The 16,924-nt window shown below is 71.4% G+C and carries 15 protein-coding genes; 9 read left to right on the plus strand and 6 right to left on the minus strand.

What is annotated here, in order from left to right; genetic code table 11:
• Positions 1-23: 23 nt before the first annotated feature.
• Positions 24-578 carry an isochorismatase family protein gene (locus GKS42_RS24460; RefSeq protein ID WP_154796200.1) on the minus strand — a complete coding sequence of 185 codons (555 nt, stop codon included), beginning with the start codon at positions 576-578 and terminating at the stop codon, positions 24-26.
• 178 nt (positions 579-756) lie between these two features.
• Here GKS42_RS24460 and GKS42_RS24465 point away from each other — a divergent pair, with 178 nt between their 5' ends.
• Complete coding sequence (locus GKS42_RS24465; protein WP_154796201.1) at positions 757-1,218, plus strand: PPOX class F420-dependent oxidoreductase; 462 nt, start codon at positions 757-759, stop codon at positions 1,216-1,218.
• Positions 1,219-1,282: 64 nt separating this feature from the next.
• Here GKS42_RS24465 and GKS42_RS24470 read toward each other — a convergent pair whose 3' ends face one another.
• The gene (locus tag GKS42_RS24470; protein ID WP_210769264.1) at positions 1,283-2,179 is read right to left on the minus strand and encodes an aminoglycoside phosphotransferase family protein; all 897 of its coding nucleotides are present in this window, start codon (positions 2,177-2,179) and stop codon (positions 1,283-1,285) included.
• An 81-nt stretch (positions 2,180-2,260) separates the two neighbouring features.
• A complete protein-coding gene (gene map, locus GKS42_RS24475; RefSeq protein WP_154796203.1) occupies positions 2,261-3,028 on the minus strand; it encodes a type I methionyl aminopeptidase in 768 nt (255 codons plus the stop codon).
• Positions 3,029-4,261: 1,233 nt separating this feature from the next.
• Here map and GKS42_RS24480 point away from each other — a divergent pair.
• The 4 genes from GKS42_RS24480 (at position 4,262) to GKS42_RS24495 (ending at position 7,004) form a co-directional block, all read left to right on the plus strand.
• Positions 4,262-4,720, plus strand: a complete 459-nt coding sequence (locus tag GKS42_RS24480) for a (deoxy)nucleoside triphosphate pyrophosphohydrolase (protein WP_154796204.1) — start codon at positions 4,262-4,264, stop codon at positions 4,718-4,720.
• An 85-nt stretch (positions 4,721-4,805) separates the two neighbouring features.
• Entirely contained in the window at positions 4,806-5,417 is a 612-nt protein-coding gene (locus tag GKS42_RS24485) for a TetR/AcrR family transcriptional regulator (RefSeq protein ID WP_154796205.1), read from the plus strand.
• A 45-nt stretch (positions 5,418-5,462) separates the two neighbouring features.
• Positions 5,463-6,215, plus strand: coding sequence for a DUF5995 family protein (locus tag GKS42_RS24490; protein ID WP_154796206.1), 753 nt, complete (start codon positions 5,463-5,465; stop codon positions 6,213-6,215).
• A gap of 93 nt (positions 6,216-6,308) precedes the next feature.
• Entirely contained in the window at positions 6,309-7,004 is a 696-nt protein-coding gene (locus tag GKS42_RS24495) for a biliverdin-producing heme oxygenase (RefSeq protein ID WP_154796207.1), read from the plus strand.
• 19 nt (positions 7,005-7,023) lie between these two features.
• On the opposite strand, the gene GKS42_RS24500 is transcribed toward GKS42_RS24495, so the two are convergent.
• Positions 7,024-8,889: an NHL domain-containing thioredoxin family protein gene (locus GKS42_RS24500; RefSeq protein ID WP_154796208.1), complete on the minus strand. Its 1,866-nt coding sequence runs from the start codon at positions 8,887-8,889 to the stop codon at positions 7,024-7,026.
• Positions 8,890-9,008: 119 nt separating this feature from the next.
• On the opposite strand from GKS42_RS24500, the gene GKS42_RS24505 reads away from it, so the two are divergent.
• On the plus strand, positions 9,009-11,702 hold the full coding sequence (locus GKS42_RS24505) for a lamin tail domain-containing protein (protein ID WP_154796209.1): 2,694 nt from the start codon (positions 9,009-9,011) through the stop codon (positions 11,700-11,702).
• Positions 11,703-11,751: 49 nt separating this feature from the next.
• On the opposite strand, the gene GKS42_RS24510 is transcribed toward GKS42_RS24505, so the two are convergent.
• Positions 11,752-13,143, minus strand: coding sequence for a dicarboxylate/amino acid:cation symporter (locus GKS42_RS24510; protein ID WP_154796210.1), 1,392 nt, complete (start codon positions 13,141-13,143; stop codon positions 11,752-11,754).
• Between the two features lie 233 nt (positions 13,144-13,376).
• Here GKS42_RS24510 and GKS42_RS24515 point away from each other — a divergent pair, with 233 nt between their 5' ends.
• The 3 genes from GKS42_RS24515 to GKS42_RS24525 all read left to right on the plus strand — a co-directional run bounded on the left by GKS42_RS24515 (position 13,377) and on the right by GKS42_RS24525 (position 16,223).
• A complete protein-coding gene (locus tag GKS42_RS24515; protein WP_154796211.1) occupies positions 13,377-14,471 on the plus strand; it encodes a winged helix DNA-binding domain-containing protein in 1,095 nt (364 codons plus the stop codon).
• Positions 14,472-14,595: 124 nt separating this feature from the next.
• Entirely contained in the window at positions 14,596-14,955 is a 360-nt protein-coding gene (locus tag GKS42_RS24520) for a YciI family protein (RefSeq protein WP_154796212.1), read from the plus strand.
• 29 nt (positions 14,956-14,984) lie between these two features.
• On the plus strand, positions 14,985-16,223 hold the full coding sequence (locus GKS42_RS24525) for an RNA polymerase sigma factor (RefSeq protein WP_154796213.1): 1,239 nt from the start codon (positions 14,985-14,987) through the stop codon (positions 16,221-16,223).
• Here GKS42_RS24525 and GKS42_RS24530 read toward each other — a convergent pair.
• A complete protein-coding gene (locus GKS42_RS24530) occupies positions 16,195-16,797 on the minus strand; it encodes a hypothetical protein (RefSeq protein ID WP_154796214.1) in 603 nt (200 codons plus the stop codon). The two genes, GKS42_RS24525 and GKS42_RS24530, sit on opposite strands and share 29 nt — an antisense overlap.
• Positions 16,798-16,924: the final 127 nt, after the last annotated feature.

Consider the following 16,924-nt stretch of genomic DNA (forward strand, 5'->3'; position numbering starts at 1 on the left):
CCTGGGACGGACCCGAGGACCCATCAGGCCTCGAACGTCACGTCCTCGGTGCGCGCGACGTCGGCAGTCCGGCCCGGAGCCCGCTGGTTGCGCCAGTAGAGATTGGTATGGGCGATCACCTGTTCCGGCGGCGGCGCGCCCTGCGCGCTCAGGTCCGCGCAGGTGTGGGCGTCCCCGACGAGCGTCACGTCGTAGCCGCGGACGAGAGCGCCGTGGATCGTGGCGCGCACGCACGCATCGGTATGGGCTCCCGTCACCACCACATGTCCGACCGCAGCGGCAGCGAGGGCCTGCTCCAGGCCGGTGCCCTCGAACGAGTCCTGATAGCGCTTGTGGATGATGGCCTCCGGGTCCACGTGGACCAGTTCCGGGACTCGTTCCCACGCCGGGCTCCCGCGGGGGGTGTCCGCACCGGAGTCCTGGATCCAGACGACGGGCACGCTCCTGCGGCGGGCCCTCTTCACCAGGGTGCCGATGTTCGCCACCACCTCGGCACGCCGATGCACCTCGGCCACGACGCCGTTCTGCATGTCGATCACCAGAAGGGCGGAGTTGGGCCGGGACGAGAGGGTGGTCATGAGAGGCATCTCCTGGGTGCACGGTCCCGCGCTGACGGACCAACGGTAGGCCCCACGGGCACACTCGCGGCGCCCCGGGCACCACCTGCTGGGCCGGTCGGGACCCACGAGTGCGGGATGATCGATCCTGACGGCCACGCAGGCCGCTTCGACACCACGCGCCGACCGAGGAGAATCCGTGCCCCAGATCGCCACGAACACCACCGTCTCGCGCACCGAGCTCGAGGACTTCGTCCGGACCCGCCACCAGGGCATCCTGCTCACCACCCGCGACGACGGCAGCCCGCAGCTCTCCCCGGCGACGTGCGGCCTGGACACCGGCGGCCGCCTCGTGATCTCGACCTACCCGGACCGGGCGAAGGCGGTCAACCTGCGCAAGCGGCCGGCGGCGTCGGTGTGCGTGCTCTCCGAGAAGTTCGGGGATGCGTGGGTGCAGGTCAACGGCACCGCCGAGGTCATCGACCCGCCCGACTCCGTGGAGCCGCTGGTCGAGTACTTCCGGTGCATCTCCGGTGAGCACCCGGACTGGGACGAGTATCGCGAGGCGATGCGCCGGCAGGCGAAGTCGCTGATCCGGATCACGATCGAGACCTGGGGACCGATCGCCACCGGCGGGTTCCCGGCGCGCCTCGCGGACTGAACCGGGCGGGCCGCACCACCGACCAGGGCGCCGACCGCGCTCGGGCGAGTTCCGCCGTCGGGCGTCAGTGCCGCGCGCCGTCGGCGAGCACCTGCCCGACGGCGTGGGCCGACTGGCGCACGATGCCCGGGTTGGTCTCCCAGTAGTAGGGCAACGCGATGACGGCCTGGGCGAGCGCCCAGCCGCGCCCGCGCAGCCAGGATGCGTCGTCCGCGCCGAGCGCGTCGGCGTAGGCGCGCCGACTCTCTCCGGCGAAGACGCTCCAGGCCGGCTGCAGGTCGCAGGCCGGGTCGCCGACGTTGAGGGCGCCCCAGTCGATGACGGCGTCCAGGCGGCCGTCGACCACGATCAGGTTGCCGGGGAGCAGGTCTCCGTGGATCCAGACCTCCGGCTCCGCCCAGGCATCCGCGGCAAGGGACTCCGCCCAGGAGGCCAGTGCGGCGCGGCCGTCGATCCTGCTCCCGAGCTCCGCGACGGCGGCCCGGAAGCCGTGGTCGGACTCGGCCAACGGTCCGCCCCGCCTGCCGCGCTCACGGGGATGGGCGCCGGCCGTGTCGACCCGGCGCAGCGCGGTCACGAACGCGCCGAGGTCGTGGGCGGCCCGGACGAGATCGCCGGGGCGGGCGTCGGCGCTCGACGAACCGGGCAGCCAGGTGCAGATCGACCACGGGTAGGAGAAGCCCTCCCCCGGGCTGCCGAGACCGATCTGCTCGGGGATCCGCAGCGGTAGGACGGGCGCGAGGCGGGGCAACCACACCGATTCGGTGAGCGCCTGCCCGGCGACCCAGTCCGTGCGGGGCAGCCGGACCACGAAGTCAGCGCCGAGGCGGTAGATGTCGTGATCGGTGCCGTAGTGGTCGACCGGGGCGATCGGCAGGTCGGCCAACCGGGGGAACTGGGTCGCGAGCAGCCGGCGGACCAGGTGCTCGTCGGTGGGCGCCTGGCCTGGATGCATGCTCATTGGCGCCATCGTTGCGTCACGGCGCCGACCAGGCAAGGCAATTGAGGGGCGTGGCCGGCGCCCGGCAGTCGGGCGGTGCCGTCAGTTGCGGGCGGTGAGAACCAGGGGCCCGTCCGCGGTGATGGCCACGGTGTGCTCGCTGTGGGCGCCGCGGGAACCGTCCTTCGAACGCAGGGTCCACCCGTCGGGGTCGGTGTAGATCTCGTCGGTGCCGGCCATGAACCAGGGCTCGATGGCGATCACCAGACCCGGGCGCAGCGGCATGCCGCGGCCACCCCGGCCCGCGTTCGGCACGTGCGGCTCACCGTGCATGGTGCGGCCGACGCCGTGGCCGCCGAAGTCGGTGTTCACGCCGTAGCCGTTGGCGGTGGCGACCTCACCGATGGCGGCGGAGATGTCGCCGAGCCGGTTGCCGACCGCGGCCGCCTTGATGCCGGCCGCGAGCGCCAGCTCGGTGGTCTCGATCAGGCGCAGGTCCTCGTCCTTGGGGGTGCCGACCACCACGCTGAGCGCCGAGTCGGAGACCCAGCCGTCCACGCTGGCCGCGAAGTCCACCGACACCAGGTCACCGTCGCGGAGCGTGTAGTCGTGCGGGAGGCCGTGCAGCACGGCGTCGTTGACCGAGGTGCACAGGACCTTGCCGAACGGGCTGGCCCCGAACGAGGGGTGGTAGTCGATGTAGCAGGACTCGGCGCCGGCCTCGCGGATCATCGCGTGGGCGAGCTTGTCCAGGTCGAGCAGGTTCACGCCGACGCGGGCCGCGTCCTTCAGGGCCGTGAGCACACCGGCCACGAACACGCCGGCCGGTCGCATCGCCTCGATCTCGGCGGGGGTCTTCAGTTCGATCACGGTTCCAGCCTACGGCTTTCGGCGGGAACCTCACGGGTTCGTGGCGAACGTCTCACCACCGATGGGTGTGTCGGTGCACGTGTCACGCGGCGGTGCCGTCATCATGGAAGCGCAAAGCAAAGGCCCCTCGGAGTAAGCGTCCGAGGGGCCTTGCTTGTACCTGGGCGGTGAGCGGCTGGGGATGAGTCCGCCGGCTACTCCTGCGTGAGCAGTGAGCCTCCCTTGTACAGGTACCCGATGCGGGCCGTGCGATGCGGGCGTCATCCACACCCCCGACCTGTGGACCAAGTCCGCGGGCCGGTTCATCGTCGGGATCTGCTTCGGGTATCAAGTCCGCTGATGCGGGTGTGTGGCTCCCCAGCGTCCCAGGGTCACACGGTTGCGTCGTCGCCGAGCCGAAGCTCCTGCCACGTCGCGGGTCGTACGGCCCCAGCGTCCCAGGATCCGCACTCCGTACGGATCGAGGTCCATCCTGGCCCCGCGGTGTTCGGGTTCGGGTCTCCCCGATTCCTCACTTGCTAAGGCCCGGGCTGACCGGGATCCGCACAGTCGGCGCTGCCGGTTGTGCAATCGAGCCTTGCGCTGTGGATAACAGGTCTCCCCGTCGTCCGAGCCTGCAAGGACATCATTGCCTTTCCAGTACCGCCTACCGCCCCGCCGTACGGTTGACCCGTCCGGTGGTCCGACCGCTTCGGTTGAACTCCGCCACATCAGCGCCGGCCCGTCTTCCTCGATAACTCGCCTGGGATCACTCCCGGCGTGTCGCCTTGGATCTCGAACCCGCATCCGGTGAGCTTGTGCTCCTCCTCTGCGACCGAGTCGGTGAACTCGATGGGGTTATTTCTAGTCAGGTCACCGACCGTTCGCAAGGGGTTCACCCACCCTTCTTTTATCCCCAGTTGACCCACAGGTTGCTCCACAGGTTCACCTGCGGGTTCGCCGGTTGTGCACACAGCTGTGGAACAAATTTGTGGATAAGTCGGCGCCCGGCGGGATGTGGTGACGCACGCGGGGCGTCCCTGGAGCACCGATCTCCCCGCCGGTCCACCGGACCACCACGGTCGATGCCGGCACCGCCGGACCACCCACCCGTCACCGTCTGGTCACCCTCTCGTCACCCACGCGTTTCCGGTGCGTTGCGCGCTGGCTCCACAAGCGTCACCTGCGTAAACGTCGGCGATACACACACCTGTGCACAAGGTCTGTGGATAGCGCGGTCGATACGATGGGCCCATGACGCCAGCCCCTCGCTCCCTCGTGGTCGCAGCCGCGATCCTCGACGACCTCGATGTCCCGACCCGCCTCCTCGCGGCCCGGCGAAGCGCACCGAAGTCGCTCGCCGGCCAGTGGGAGTTCCCGGGCGGGAAGGTCGAGCCGGGCGAGGACGACCTGGACGCCCTGCGCCGGGAGCTGCGCGAGGAGCTCGGCGTGGAGGTCGCGATCGGCGCTGCCGTCCCGGGCCCGGTGGGGTCCGACGGCATGGACTGGCCGATCCTGCACGGACACCGGATGCGCGTCTGGCTCGCGCGCATCACCGACGGCGATCCGGCCCCCCTCGCGGACCACGACGAACTCCGGTGGCTCGCACTGACCGAACTCGACTCGGTGGACTGGCTGGAACTGGACCTCCCGATCGTGCGCGCCGTCCAGGAGGTCACCGACGGGATCGCCCGGCTCGACAGCGTCGACTGACACCCCGGTCCACCTCCAGCCGGGCCGCGAGGCCGGTTTCACGACCGATTGGGCACCGCTGTCACGAAGTGGCATGATGCTGAGCGTGCCAAAGATCATCGGATCCACCCTCGCCGAACACCGCGCGCACGTGCGCAACAAGCTCTTCGCCGCGCTGTCGCGGCTGATGGCGGAATCCGGGTTCGATTCGGTGAGCCTGGCGGACATCGCCGCGGCGGCAGGCGTCGGCCGGACCTCGGTCTACAACCACTTCCCGGACAAGGAATCGCTGCTGATCGCGTTCATCGAGCACGAGACCTCCCACTTCGTGGCCGAGCTGACAGCGGCGCTCGCGCAGGTGGCCGACCCCCAGGAGCAGCTGCGGGTCTACGTCCGGGAGCAGATCAACCTCAAGCGCGTCTACCACCTCGCACCGGGACCGGACCTTCGCTCGGTGGTCTCGCACGAGACCGGGATGCGCCTGCGCGAGCACGTCAAGCAGGTCGAGTCACTGCTCGGCCGGATCCTCGAGGCCGGTATCGCCGACGACACCCTGCCCGACCAGGACGTCTCCGCCGTCGTTCCGCTGATCAACTCCTGCCTGTCCGGGCGGACCTTCCCCGACTCGGGACCGGAGCGCGAGCGGGCGATCACCGCCACGGAGTCCTTCGTGCTGCGCGCGGTCGGCATGCCCGAGGACGCCCTCCAACCCGCCTGAGCATTCGCCGGACCGGACCGGCAGCCCGGGTCTAGCGTCTGGCCCATGGGCTGGTTCTCCGACCTGGTCGGCGCCGCGAAGGATCGCCTGCTCCGCCGGCGCCGCGAACCCGTGCCCGCCGGGCAGCACCCGGACATCGCGTCCCTGCTCGTCCACCTGGACCTGGTCTCGTCCGGCTTCGCCGAGGGCGACGGCGTCGGCGCGTTCCACGCCATGTACCGGCGCGTCACCGAGCTCGTCGGGGACGAGATCCGCGCCGGCCGCTTCGCCGACCGCGAGTTCCTCACCCGGCTCGACGTCGTGTTCGCCGGGTACTACCTCGAGGCCGTGACCGCGTCGACACCGAACCGGGCCTGGGCGCCGGTGTTCTCGGCGCGCGCGGACCCCGGCCGCGCACCCATCCAGTTCGCCCTTGCCGGGATGAACGCCCACATCAACCACGACCTCGGCCCTGCCGTGGTGCGCACCTGCCGCCAGCTCGGGGTCCACCCGGACAGCCCGGGCGTGCGGGCCGACTACCGGCGCGTCACCGACGTCCTGGCCACGGTCCAGGAGGAGGTCCGCCAGTCCTTCCTGAGCGGTCTCGCCCTGGAGGTGGACCGGCGTTTCGCGCCCGTCGCGAACCTGATCGCCACGTGGAGCATCGCGAAGGCGCGCGAGGCGGCCTGGACGAACGCCGAGGTGCTCTGGGAACTGCGTGGGTCCGGATCCGTGGAGGAGGCGTACCTGGACTCACTCGCGGGATCGGTGGGCATGGTCGGCAGGTACCTGCTCACCCCGGTCGCCGAACCGGACTGATTGCCTGCCAAGCGCCAGAGTTGCATACTTAGGTATACCTCACCTATGTTGGGGCCATCTTCCTGACACTCCGTCGCGAAAGTTGACCCGATCATGACCCTCAGCCCCACGCAGCCCGCCGCCGACCTCCACGAGCCGGCAAGCCTGCTCCTGCGCTCGGCGACCCGGGACGTGCACGAACGCGCCGAGTCCACCGGCTTCGTCCAGAACCTCATGGGCGGCCACCTCGACGTGCGGGCGTTCGCGGCCCTGGCGACCCAGCACACCGCGATCTATGCGGCGCTCGAGGCCGCTGGGGACCGGATCCGCCGGAGTCCCGCGGGCGCCGGCCTGGTCTTCGACGAGCTTCGCCGCGGTGACGCCCTGGCCACGGACCTGGCGGCCCTCACCGCCATGATCGGCCACGACCCCCGCGAACCGATCACGGTCCTGCCGGAGACGCTCCGCTACGTCGACCGGCTCAACGAGATCGGTGACGACGTCGTCGCCTACCTCGCGCACGCCTACACCCGCTACCTCGGCGACCTCTCCGGCGGCCAGGTGATCAAGCTGATGATGCAGCGCCACTACGGGCTCACCGAGGACGGTCTGGCGTTCTACACCTTCGAGCGGATCGAGAAGATCCCGCCGTTCAAGGAGCGCTACCGGACCGCGATGGATGCCCTTGCGCTGACCGGCGCGGACCGCGAGCGCCTGGTCGCCGAGGCGCGCCTGGCCTTCGACCTGAACGCCGCCGTGTTCGACGGGCTCGGCCGGCTGCACCCGGCCGGCGAGCGCACGGCCGAGTAGCGCCGAGCAGCCGGAGCGGTCAGCCGAACAGAGGCAGACTCAGCTCCGCGACGCCGTCGACGCCAGTCCGCACCGGGATCCCCCAGTCCTGCTGGGCCAGGTGGCACGCGGGGAACTCCACGGCCGGGTCGGCATCGCAGGACGCGGCCCTGGCGCTCACATGGAGCACGCCCTCACCGGGACCGAGCGTCAGCATGCGGGTCAGGTCCGTGGAGATCCCGACGCCCTCGCGCAACAGCGAGGTTGGCGTCGCGGACACGCTGACCTGCGTGGACGGCCCGAACCGCTCGTCCAGCTTCTGCCCCGGTGCCGGGGTGAACCTGACCGAGAGCTCGAGGCGAGGCCCTACCTCGGTGACCGGCCGCTTCGTGTGGTGCGCACCGCCGTCGTGCGCCCTTCCGGCGTCCCCGAGCGGCACCCTGGTGAGGCGGTGCGCGGTGGACTCGACCACGAGGAGGTGCGCCCCGCCGTCGACCACGAGCAGCCCCGACGGCTCGGCGAGGTCCCGCGCGAGCGTGGTCACCTGCTCGGTCGCGGGGTCGTAGCGGCGCACCGCGCCGTTGTAGGTGTCGGCGATCGCGACGGAGGAGTCGGGCAGCACGCACACGTCGAGCGGGTGCTGCAGCAGCGCGTCCGCGGCCGGCCCGTCGACGTGCCCGAACTCGAACAGACCCTGCCCGACGGCGGTGCTCACGTCCGCGTCGAAGCCGCCGCTGAAGTGCACGAGCCGTAGGGCGGACGTCTCCGCGTCCGCGACCCAGACCCGGCCGTCGTCATCGGGCGCGAGCCCGGACGGCTGCGCGAACCACGCCTGCCGGATCTCACCGTTCACGAGCCCTTCGTTCATGGTGCCGCCGACGTGAGCGATGTGATCCTGCTGGTCGTCGAACTCCCAGAGCGTGTGGGTGCCCGCCATGGCCACGAGGAAGCCACCGATGCGCGGCACCCAGGCCACGTCCCAGGGCGAGGAGAGGTTGGGCAGCCTGGCGGCGCCGACGCCGTCGTGGGGCTCGTCGGCGTTGTCCGGGGCGCCGACGCGGTAGGGGCGCCCGGAGCCGGCGACCGTGGTGACGTGCCCGTCGGACAGCCGGACACCGCGGAGCAGGTGGTTCACCGTGTCGGCGACGAGCACGTCGAAGTCCTGCCACGCGCGCAGTTCGTCCGGGACCAGGCACAGGCCGTTCGGCTCGTTGAACTGCGCGAGGTGCGCGGCGCCGTCGGCCGCCCCTCGCTCACCGGAACCGATCCTGCGCACGAGCGTCTCGCCGTCGGGCTCGAGCTCGACCAGGCTGTGGTGGCCGGCGTCCGCGACGAGCAGGTTGCCGCCGGGCAGCTCGATCACCTTCGCGGGAAAGCGCAACGTGCCCGACGGTGCAGCGGGCGCCACGTAGGGGCCGTCGCCGCGGTGCAAAGTCCCCTTCGCATCGTGCTCGGCGATCAGGTCGCCGAGGAGGATCTCCAGGCTGGGGGCGTGCCCCTCCCCCGCCATCTGCGCGACGATGTAGCCCTCCGGGTCGATCACGACGAGCGTCGGCCAGGCCCGCGCGGTGTACGCGGACCAGGTCACGAGCTCGGGATCGTCGAGCACCGGGTGGGCCACGCCGTACCGCGCCACGGCGGCCACGAGCGCGTCCGGATCCGCCTCGTGCACGAACTTCGGCGAGTGCACGCCGACGATCACGACGGTGTCCCGGTGCCGTTCCTCGAGCTCGCGCAGCTCGTCCAGGACATGCAGGCAGTTGATGCAGCAGAAGGTCCAGAAGTCCAGGATCACGATCTTGCCGCGCAGGTCCGCGAGGGAGACCTCTCGGCCACCGGTGTTCAGCCAGCCCCGGCCGACCAGTTCGGACGCACGGACCCGAGGGATTCGGTTGCTCACTGGCAAAGCCTACGGCGCGGTGGCGGACCGTTCCGCCCGTCATCCGGCAGTCGTTGCCCCGCGTTCATCTCCCGTTCGCCGGCTTCCACCACCATCGGCTCAGCCCCCGACCGGTAGGAGACCCCGTGCGTCCCATCCCTCTCACCCTCGCCATGACCACCGTCCTCGGCCTCGGCGCCGTGATCGCCACCCCCACGCCGGCGCTGGCCGCCGAGACCGACATCCGCATCAACGAGGTGGCCTCGAACAGCCCCACCGACGCGCCCGACTTCGTCGAGCTGACGAACGTCGGGTCGGACCCGGTCACCGTGACCGGCTGGATCCTGCGCGACAACGACGACACCCACGGTGCGGTGCTGCCGGAGGCCACCATCGCCCCGGGTGAGTTCCTGGTCGTCGAGCCGGACCAGGGGCCGGACGGCTTCGGTCTCGGCAGTGCCGACGAGGCCCGCCTGTTCACCGCGGACGGCGTCACGCTCGTCGACTCCTACGCCTGGACGGACCATGCTTTCAGCGAGGGCCGACTGCCCGACGGCACCGGTGAGTTCGTCGACACCGAGCCCACGCCAGGTGCGCCGAACCTCGCGCGCGAGGCGCCGGACTTCTACGACGCGGACTCCACGATCGCGGTCAACGAGGTCATGTCCGACGACCCCGACGGCGGCGAGGACTGGGTGGAGCTGGTCAACACCGGCCCCGAGACGGTCGACCTGTCCGGCTGGATCCTGCGCGACGACGACGACCTGAGCGCGCTCCCGATCGCGGACGGGACCGAGCTCGCGCCGGGCGCATTCCTCGTGGTCGAGACGAACGTCACCGACGCCGGCTTCGGGCTGGGCAAGGCGGACGAGATCCGGCTCTACGTCGCCGACGGGCTCGGCCTGGTGGACTCCTACTCCTGGACCGACCACGCGTTCACCGAGGGCCGCGTGCCCGACGGCACCGGGACGTTCGTCGACACCGCCGCCACCCCCGGATCGGCGAACGTCGCACGGGAGCCCAGCTACGCCGTCGTCATCAACGAGGTGGAGTCGAACGGTGACCCGCGTGGCGACTGGGTGGAGCTGGCCAACACCGACCAGGCACAGACGGCGGACATCACCGGCTGGACCCTCGTCGACGGCGACCCGACGCACGACCCGATCGTCCTGGCGGGCACCATCGAGTCCGGCGGGTACCTCGGCATCCTCACCGAACCGCACTTCGGCCTCGGCGGCGAGGACAGCGTCACCCTGCGGGACGCGACCGGGACCGTGGTCGCCTCTGTGGCCTGGCAGACCCATGCGCCGGCCACCATCGGCCGGTGCCCGGACCTGACCGGCCAGTTCGGGGACACCTCCGAAGGCACCTTCGAACTCGTGAACGCCTGCGAGGAGACCCCCGGCCCCGAGGTCGTCGCCTCCCCGTGGCCGTTCGGGAACGACGTCCGCGACGCCGTCGCCCCGGGCACCTGGGGCGAGGACATGTCCGGCCTGGACATCGCCACCGACGGCACCGTCTACGCCGTCAACAACGACAACGGCGAGATCTTCGAGCTCACCGCGCCCGACACCGCCGGTGGCCTGTACACCATCGCGCAGTCCTGGATCCCGACCTACCCCGGCGGCGCGGGTCAGCCCGACTCCGAGGGCATCACCGTGGCCGGCGACGGCGCGATCTTCCTCTCCACCGAGCGTGACAACACCGCGAGCGGCACCAGCCGGCCGTCGGTGCTCCGGGTCGAGCTCGGCGCCGAGGGCGCGGCCAGCACCACCCACGAGTGGAACCTCACCTCGATCACCGGGGCGCTCGGCGCGAACGCGGGCCTGGAGGGGATCGAGTGGATCTCCGACGCCGACGCCACCAGGCTCGGAGTCCGGGACGCCACCGGCGCGAGCTACGACCCGGCCGCCTACGACGAGCACTTCGGCGGGATCTTCGCAGTGGCCGTGGAGCAGACCGGCGCGGTGCACCTGGTGGTGCTCGAGGCGGACGGTGCCACGACGCTGCTGCAGACGGCGGCAACGACCGAGTCGGTGCCGGTGCTGATGGGCCTGGACTGGCGCGCCGGGGGCAACGAACTCTGGGGGCTGTGCGACGAGGCGTGCGAGAACCGCAGTTCGGTGTTCGCCTTCGACGACGGCGTGCTCACCTGGCAGGTGGACCACCATGCGCCGACCGGGATGAACCCGTCGTACACCAACGAGGGCCTCGCCTTCGCGTGGTGCGCCGCCGACCCGAACGCCGCACCGACGACCCTGTGGATCTCCGACACCGCGCACGACGGCGTCTCCCTGCGGGTGGCCGACGGCGGCGTGTGCGAGCCGGCCGGCCCGGGCGAGCCCGGTCCGACCGACCCCACGGACCCCGAGCCCTCGGGCCCGACGGCACCGTCGGTGGACGAACTCACCGACCGGACCCGCGGCGGAGTCACGGGTCCCGCGACGGCGGAGCCCGGCGAGACGGTGACGTTCGCCGTTCCGGGGGCGGCCGGTGCGACCGTGCACGTGTGGCTGCTGTCCGACCCGGTGCTGCTCGGCACCGTGACCGTGAGCGCCGATGACATCCTCCGGGTGACCATCCCCGCCGACGCGGTGGTGGGTCAGCACCGGATCGTGGTCCAGGCCGAGGACGGCACGTTGATGGGCTGGGTCGAACTGGAGATCGTGTCAGCCGACGGCGGGCTCAGCGTCCCGGGCGCCGGTCCCGGTGGAGAGGGACTGGCCGCGACCGGCGTCGACCCCGGCGTCGCGGGACTCGCCCTCAGCGCGCTCGCCGCCGTGCTGCTCGGCGGCGCAGCTCTGATCGCCCGCCGTCGCCTGGTCAGCGGTCGAGGCTGATGCCCGTGTCGGGCCGGTCGGGACCTCACCCGACCGGCCCGGCGCAGGGTCAGCGGGACCCGACGAGCTCCGGCTCAGGGGTCGCCGCGTCGTCGTCCTCGGTGAACAGGTCCTCGGCGTCCGCCCGGTGGTACTGGTCTAGGTCGAGGATGCCCTCCCGCTTGGCCACGATCGTGGGCACGAGCACCTGGCCCGCGACGTTCACCGCGGTCCGGCCCATGTCCAGGATCGGGTCGATCGCGAGAAGCAGTCCGACCCCGGCGAGCGGCAGCCCGAGCGTGGACAGCGTGAGCGTCAGCATCACCAGTGCGCCGGTGAGGCCCGCGGTCGCGGCCGACCCGACCACGGAGACGAACGCGATGAGCAGGTAGTCCGTGACGGAGAGGTCGATGCCGTAGAACTGCGCCACGAAGATCGCCGCGACGGCCGGGTAGATCGCCGCGCAGCCGTCCATCTTCGTGGTCGCGCCGAGCGGCACGGCGAAGGACGCGTACTCGCGGGGCACGCCCAGGTTGCGCTCGGTGACGCGCTCGGTGACCGGCAGGGTCCCGATCGAGGAGCGGGAGACGAACCCGAGCTGGATGGCGGGCCAGGCGCCGCGGAAGTAGCGCAGCACGGGCAGCCCGTTGGCGCGCAGCAGGATCGGGTAGAGCGCGAACAGCACGAGTGCCAGGCCCAGGTAGATGGCCACGGTGAACGTGCCGAGCGGGGCGAGCAGGTCCCAGCCGTAGGTCGCGATGGCGCGGCCGATGAGCCCGAGGGTGCCGAGCGGGGCGAGGCGGATGATCCACCAGAGCACCTTCTGGACGATCGCGAGGGCGGAGGCGTTGAAGGTCAGGAACGGCTCCGCCTTGCTGCCGGTGCGCAGCGCCGCGAGACCGACCACGAGGGAGACGACCACGATCTGAAGCACGTTGAAGTTGATAGCGATCGAGCCGTCGCCACCGGCCGAGGCACCCAGCCCGAGCACGTTGCCGGGGATGAGGCCGGTGAGGAAGTCGAGCCAGCTACCGGTCCGGCCCGGATCCTCCGCGGCGTCGGCGCCGATCGAGGTGTTCTCGCCGGGCCGCAGCACGAGGCCGAGGCCGATGCCGATGGCCACGGAGATCAGCGCGGTGATGGCGAACCAGAGCAGGGTCTGCCCGGCCAGCCGGGCCGCGTTCGTGACCTTGCGCAGGTTGGCGATGGAGGCGACGATCGCGGTGAACACCAGCGGCGGCACGATGGCGCGCAGCAGGGTCACGAACGAGGAACCGATCGTACTGAGGGTCTCGGTGAGCCAGTTCGGCGCCTCCTCGCCCTCGGCGTCGACGACCGGGCCGATGGTCAGCGCGAGCCAGCCGAGTCCGACGCCGAGGACGAGGGCGATGATGATCTGCGCACTGAAGGACGGGAACCGGAGGCGGCGCTTGGCCTGCTGGTCCGGTGTGGTCGTGGACATGACGACGGGAGCCTTTCGGATCGGGACGGGGACGCCGGGACCTCCCGCTACGGTCGGCGTGGGAACGCCGGCACCCCGGGGATCTGGTCCGCCGGCCATCGTGCACGGGTCAGCGGCGCGCGTGACGACGAGACCAGAATCGTCCACGATGTGAGACCGCCTGCGCGCTCGGCCTCAGCGGCTGCCCGTCGTGCACTCCCGCGACCGGCCGGAGTGGGGAATAGTTGCCCGCAATGGGGATCACGAGGGAGTGGGTGCTGCGCCGTCGGATGGCCGCGCAGCGGCTGACCTCGTCCGGCCTGCCCGAGCCCGAGGATGCGGTCCGGCTGCTGACCTGCGTGCAGTCGCAGGAGGCCCCGAACGCGATGTGGTCGGTCGGCATGCGCACCCGGGGCGGGACCGATGACAGGGTGCGGGCCGCGTTCGATGAGGGACGCTTCCTGCGCACCCACATCCTGCGCCCCACCTGGCACTTCGTCGCGCCGCAGGACCTGCGCTGGATCCTCGCACTGACCTCGCCGAAGGTGCTCTCGTCGATGCGCGGCCACTTCGCCGGTCTCGGCCTGGACGAGGACGTGGCGGCTCGGGGTGCGGACGTGTTCCGGAAGGTCCTGGCGGGCCGCACGGCGTTGACCCGCCGGGAGATCGCCCCACACCTGGAAGCCGCCGGCCTACCGCACAAGGGCCAGCCGCTCGGGGACCTGCACCTGATGAACGAACTGCACGGGGTGATCGTCAGCGGACCGATGAAGGGCGCCCAGCACACATACGTGCTGGTGGACGAGAACCTGCCGCCGGAGCCGGCGCTCGACCGGGACGAGGCCGTAGCCCGCCTCGTGCACCGGTTCTTCGCCGGCCACGGGCCGGCGTCGATCAAGGACCTGACCCGGTGGGCGGCGCTGACCCAGGCGGACGTGCGGCGCGGGCTCGAACTCGTCGGTGACCGGTTGGAGCGGGTGGAGGTGGACGGGACCGCGCTCTGGCTCGATCCCGCGGTCCCGGCCCGGACCGCACCGGGCGCGCCCCGGGCGCACCTGCTGCCGACCTACGACGAGGCCACGCTCACCTACCCGGCACTGGGCTTCCCCGTCGCGCAGGGCCATCCGCGCGGTCCGGACGCAGACCCGTGGATCGACCCGTACGCCTCCACGGTGCTGGTCGACGGGCTCAATGCGGGCACCTGGAAGCGGGCACCGGGCCGCGGCGTCGCGCGGATCGAGTTGAACCTCGCCACCAGCCTCACGCCGGACCAGACGGCGGCGGTCGAGACCGCGGCGGACCGGCTCGCCGCGTACCTCGGGGCGGCCCGGGAGGCGTTCGTCACCTGAGCTTCTCGAGGGCCTCGAGAAGCTCCGAAAAAATCTCGGCGAGGGTGTCGATCCGGGCATCCGTCGTTCGTAGCAGGGATGAGAGGCGGATCAGAGGGACCCGCCCCGAACAGGAGGAACCGACATGACGCAGTACCTGCTCTCCATCTGGAGCACCGACCAGGAGATGGCCGACATCCCCGCGGAGGGCCTCGAGGAGGCCTACGCCCAGGTGGGCGCCTTCAACGACTCGCTCCAGCAGGCAGGGGCCTGGGTGTTCGGCGGCGGACTCGAGCCGTCCAGCACCGCCACCAAGGTCGACAGCACCCAGGGCGACGCGGTGGTCACCGACGGCCCGTTCCTGGAGACCAAGGAACAGCTCGGCGGCTTCTGGGTGATCGAGGCCCCGGACCTGGACGCGGCCCTGGCCTACGCCGACCAGGCCTCGAAGGCCTGCTTCTCGCCCGTCGAGGTCCGTCCGTTCCAGGCGGAACCGACCGAGTGAGCCGGCGATGAGCCGGCGATGAGCCAGCGATGACCACTGACGCGACCGCCGCCGTCGGGCGGGTGTTCCGTGAGGAGCACGGACGGTGCGTGGCCACCCTGACCCGCATCCTCGGCGATCTCTCGCTCGCCGAGGATGCGGTGCAGGACGCCTTCATCGCCGCCGTCGAGAAGTGGCCCCGGGACGGGACACCACCGAACCCGGGGGCGTGGATCGTGGTGACCGCACGCAACCGGGCCATCGACCGGCTCCGACGGGAGGCGAGGAGCCATGACAAGTACGCCGAGGCTGCGCTCCTGCATGCCCGCGACGAACCCGAGCCGGTGGGTCCGGTGAGGGACGACCAGCTCCGGATGATCTTCACGTGCTGCCACCCCGCCATCGCGCCGGCCGCACGCGTGGCGTTGACGCTGCGGACGCTCGGAGGGCTCACCACGCCGGAGATCGCGCGGGCGTTCCTGGTGCCCGAGGCCACGATGGCGCAACGGATCGTGCGGGCCAAGCGCAAGATCACGGCCGCGAACATCCCGTACCGGGTGCCCGAGGACCACGACCTGCCGGACCGGCTGACGTCCGTGCTCGCGGTCGTCTACCTGATCTTCAACGAGGGCTACACCGCCTCCGCCGGCGAGGACCTGATCCGTGCCGACCTGTGCGCGGAGGCGATCAGGCTCGGCCGGGTGCTCGTCGACCTGATGCCGGACGAGCCGGAGGCGCGCGGCCTGCTCGCCCTGATGCTGCTCACCGAGTCCCGGCGTGCGGCCCGCACCGGACCCGACGGGCAGTTCGTGGCCCTGGCGGATCAGCATCGCGGGCGCTGGGACACCGAACTGATCGCCGAGGGCCAGGACCTCGTGCGCGCGTGCCTGCGCCGTGGCGCACCGGGGCCCTACCAGGTGCAGGCCGCGATCAACGCGGTGCACAGCGACGCGGCCACCCACGCCGACACCGACTGGTTCCAGGTCCTCGCCCTCTACGACCGGCTGCTCGCGATGAGCCCGACGGCGGTGGTGCGGCTGAACCGGGCCGTCGCCCTCGCGCAGGTGGCCGGGCCGGGACCCGCCCTGGCGGAGGTGGACGGCATCGGCGGTGCGGGCCTGGACGGCTACCACCTGCTCCACGCGACCCGGGCACAGTTCCTGACCGACCTGGGGCGGACCGGCGAGGCGGCCGCTGCGTTGCGCCGGGCCATCGACCTGACCGAGAACGCCGCCGAGGTCGACCTGCTCACCGGCCGGCTCAGCGCGCTCGGTACTCCCCCGGCCTGAGCCCCGGTGGCTCCGGCAGATCCGGTCGGGCGGACCAGCCCGGGTCGCCTCCGGTCGGCGGACCCGGCCGCGGCCCGGGCCGACGTTGCTTCGGTTCGGCGAGCATCGACCGCACCAGTCCGGTCACGAACGCGACCGCGATGCCGAGCCCGATCGTGATGATCGGGCCGGCCGGCCCCAGCCCGGACAGTGCGCGCACCGGTCCGGCCAGCCACGACGGCGTCGGCGAGACGTAGTAGAGGAGCCCGGGCTCGCAGGCGATCGAGGCGCCGCCGGAGCCGGTCACCTCCAGCGTGGCCTGCGCGAAGAACGGCACCCCGTTGATCTCGTAGCTGCCCGAGGAGAGCGTCTCCACCTGGGTCAGGGCACCGTCGTAGGTGCAGCCGCTCCCGCCGAGGTAGTCGTTCGTGAGCAGGGTCACCAGCGAGCCCTCACCACCCTCGATCTCGGTGGTGCCCTGCCGGAAGTCGTTGCTGCCGACGATCAGGAGCATCGGAGCGGCGAGCAACGTGACCGCGCCGCACCCTGCCGCGATGATCGCGAGCGTCCGCACCAAACCGAGGAGGCTTCTCATGAGGTCAGCGTCTCCCTGCCGGCCGGCCTACCGATCCCAGCCGATGATCAGGAATGGAGAAGCCCGGGCGGCACGGGCGTGGCTAGCGTGTTTTGCATGACATCCACCCCAGCCACAACACCGTCGG

Origin of the sequence: Occultella kanbiaonis (assembly GCF_009708215.1) — a bacterium.
Classification (GTDB): domain Bacteria; phylum Actinomycetota; class Actinomycetes; order Actinomycetales; family Beutenbergiaceae; genus Occultella; species Occultella kanbiaonis.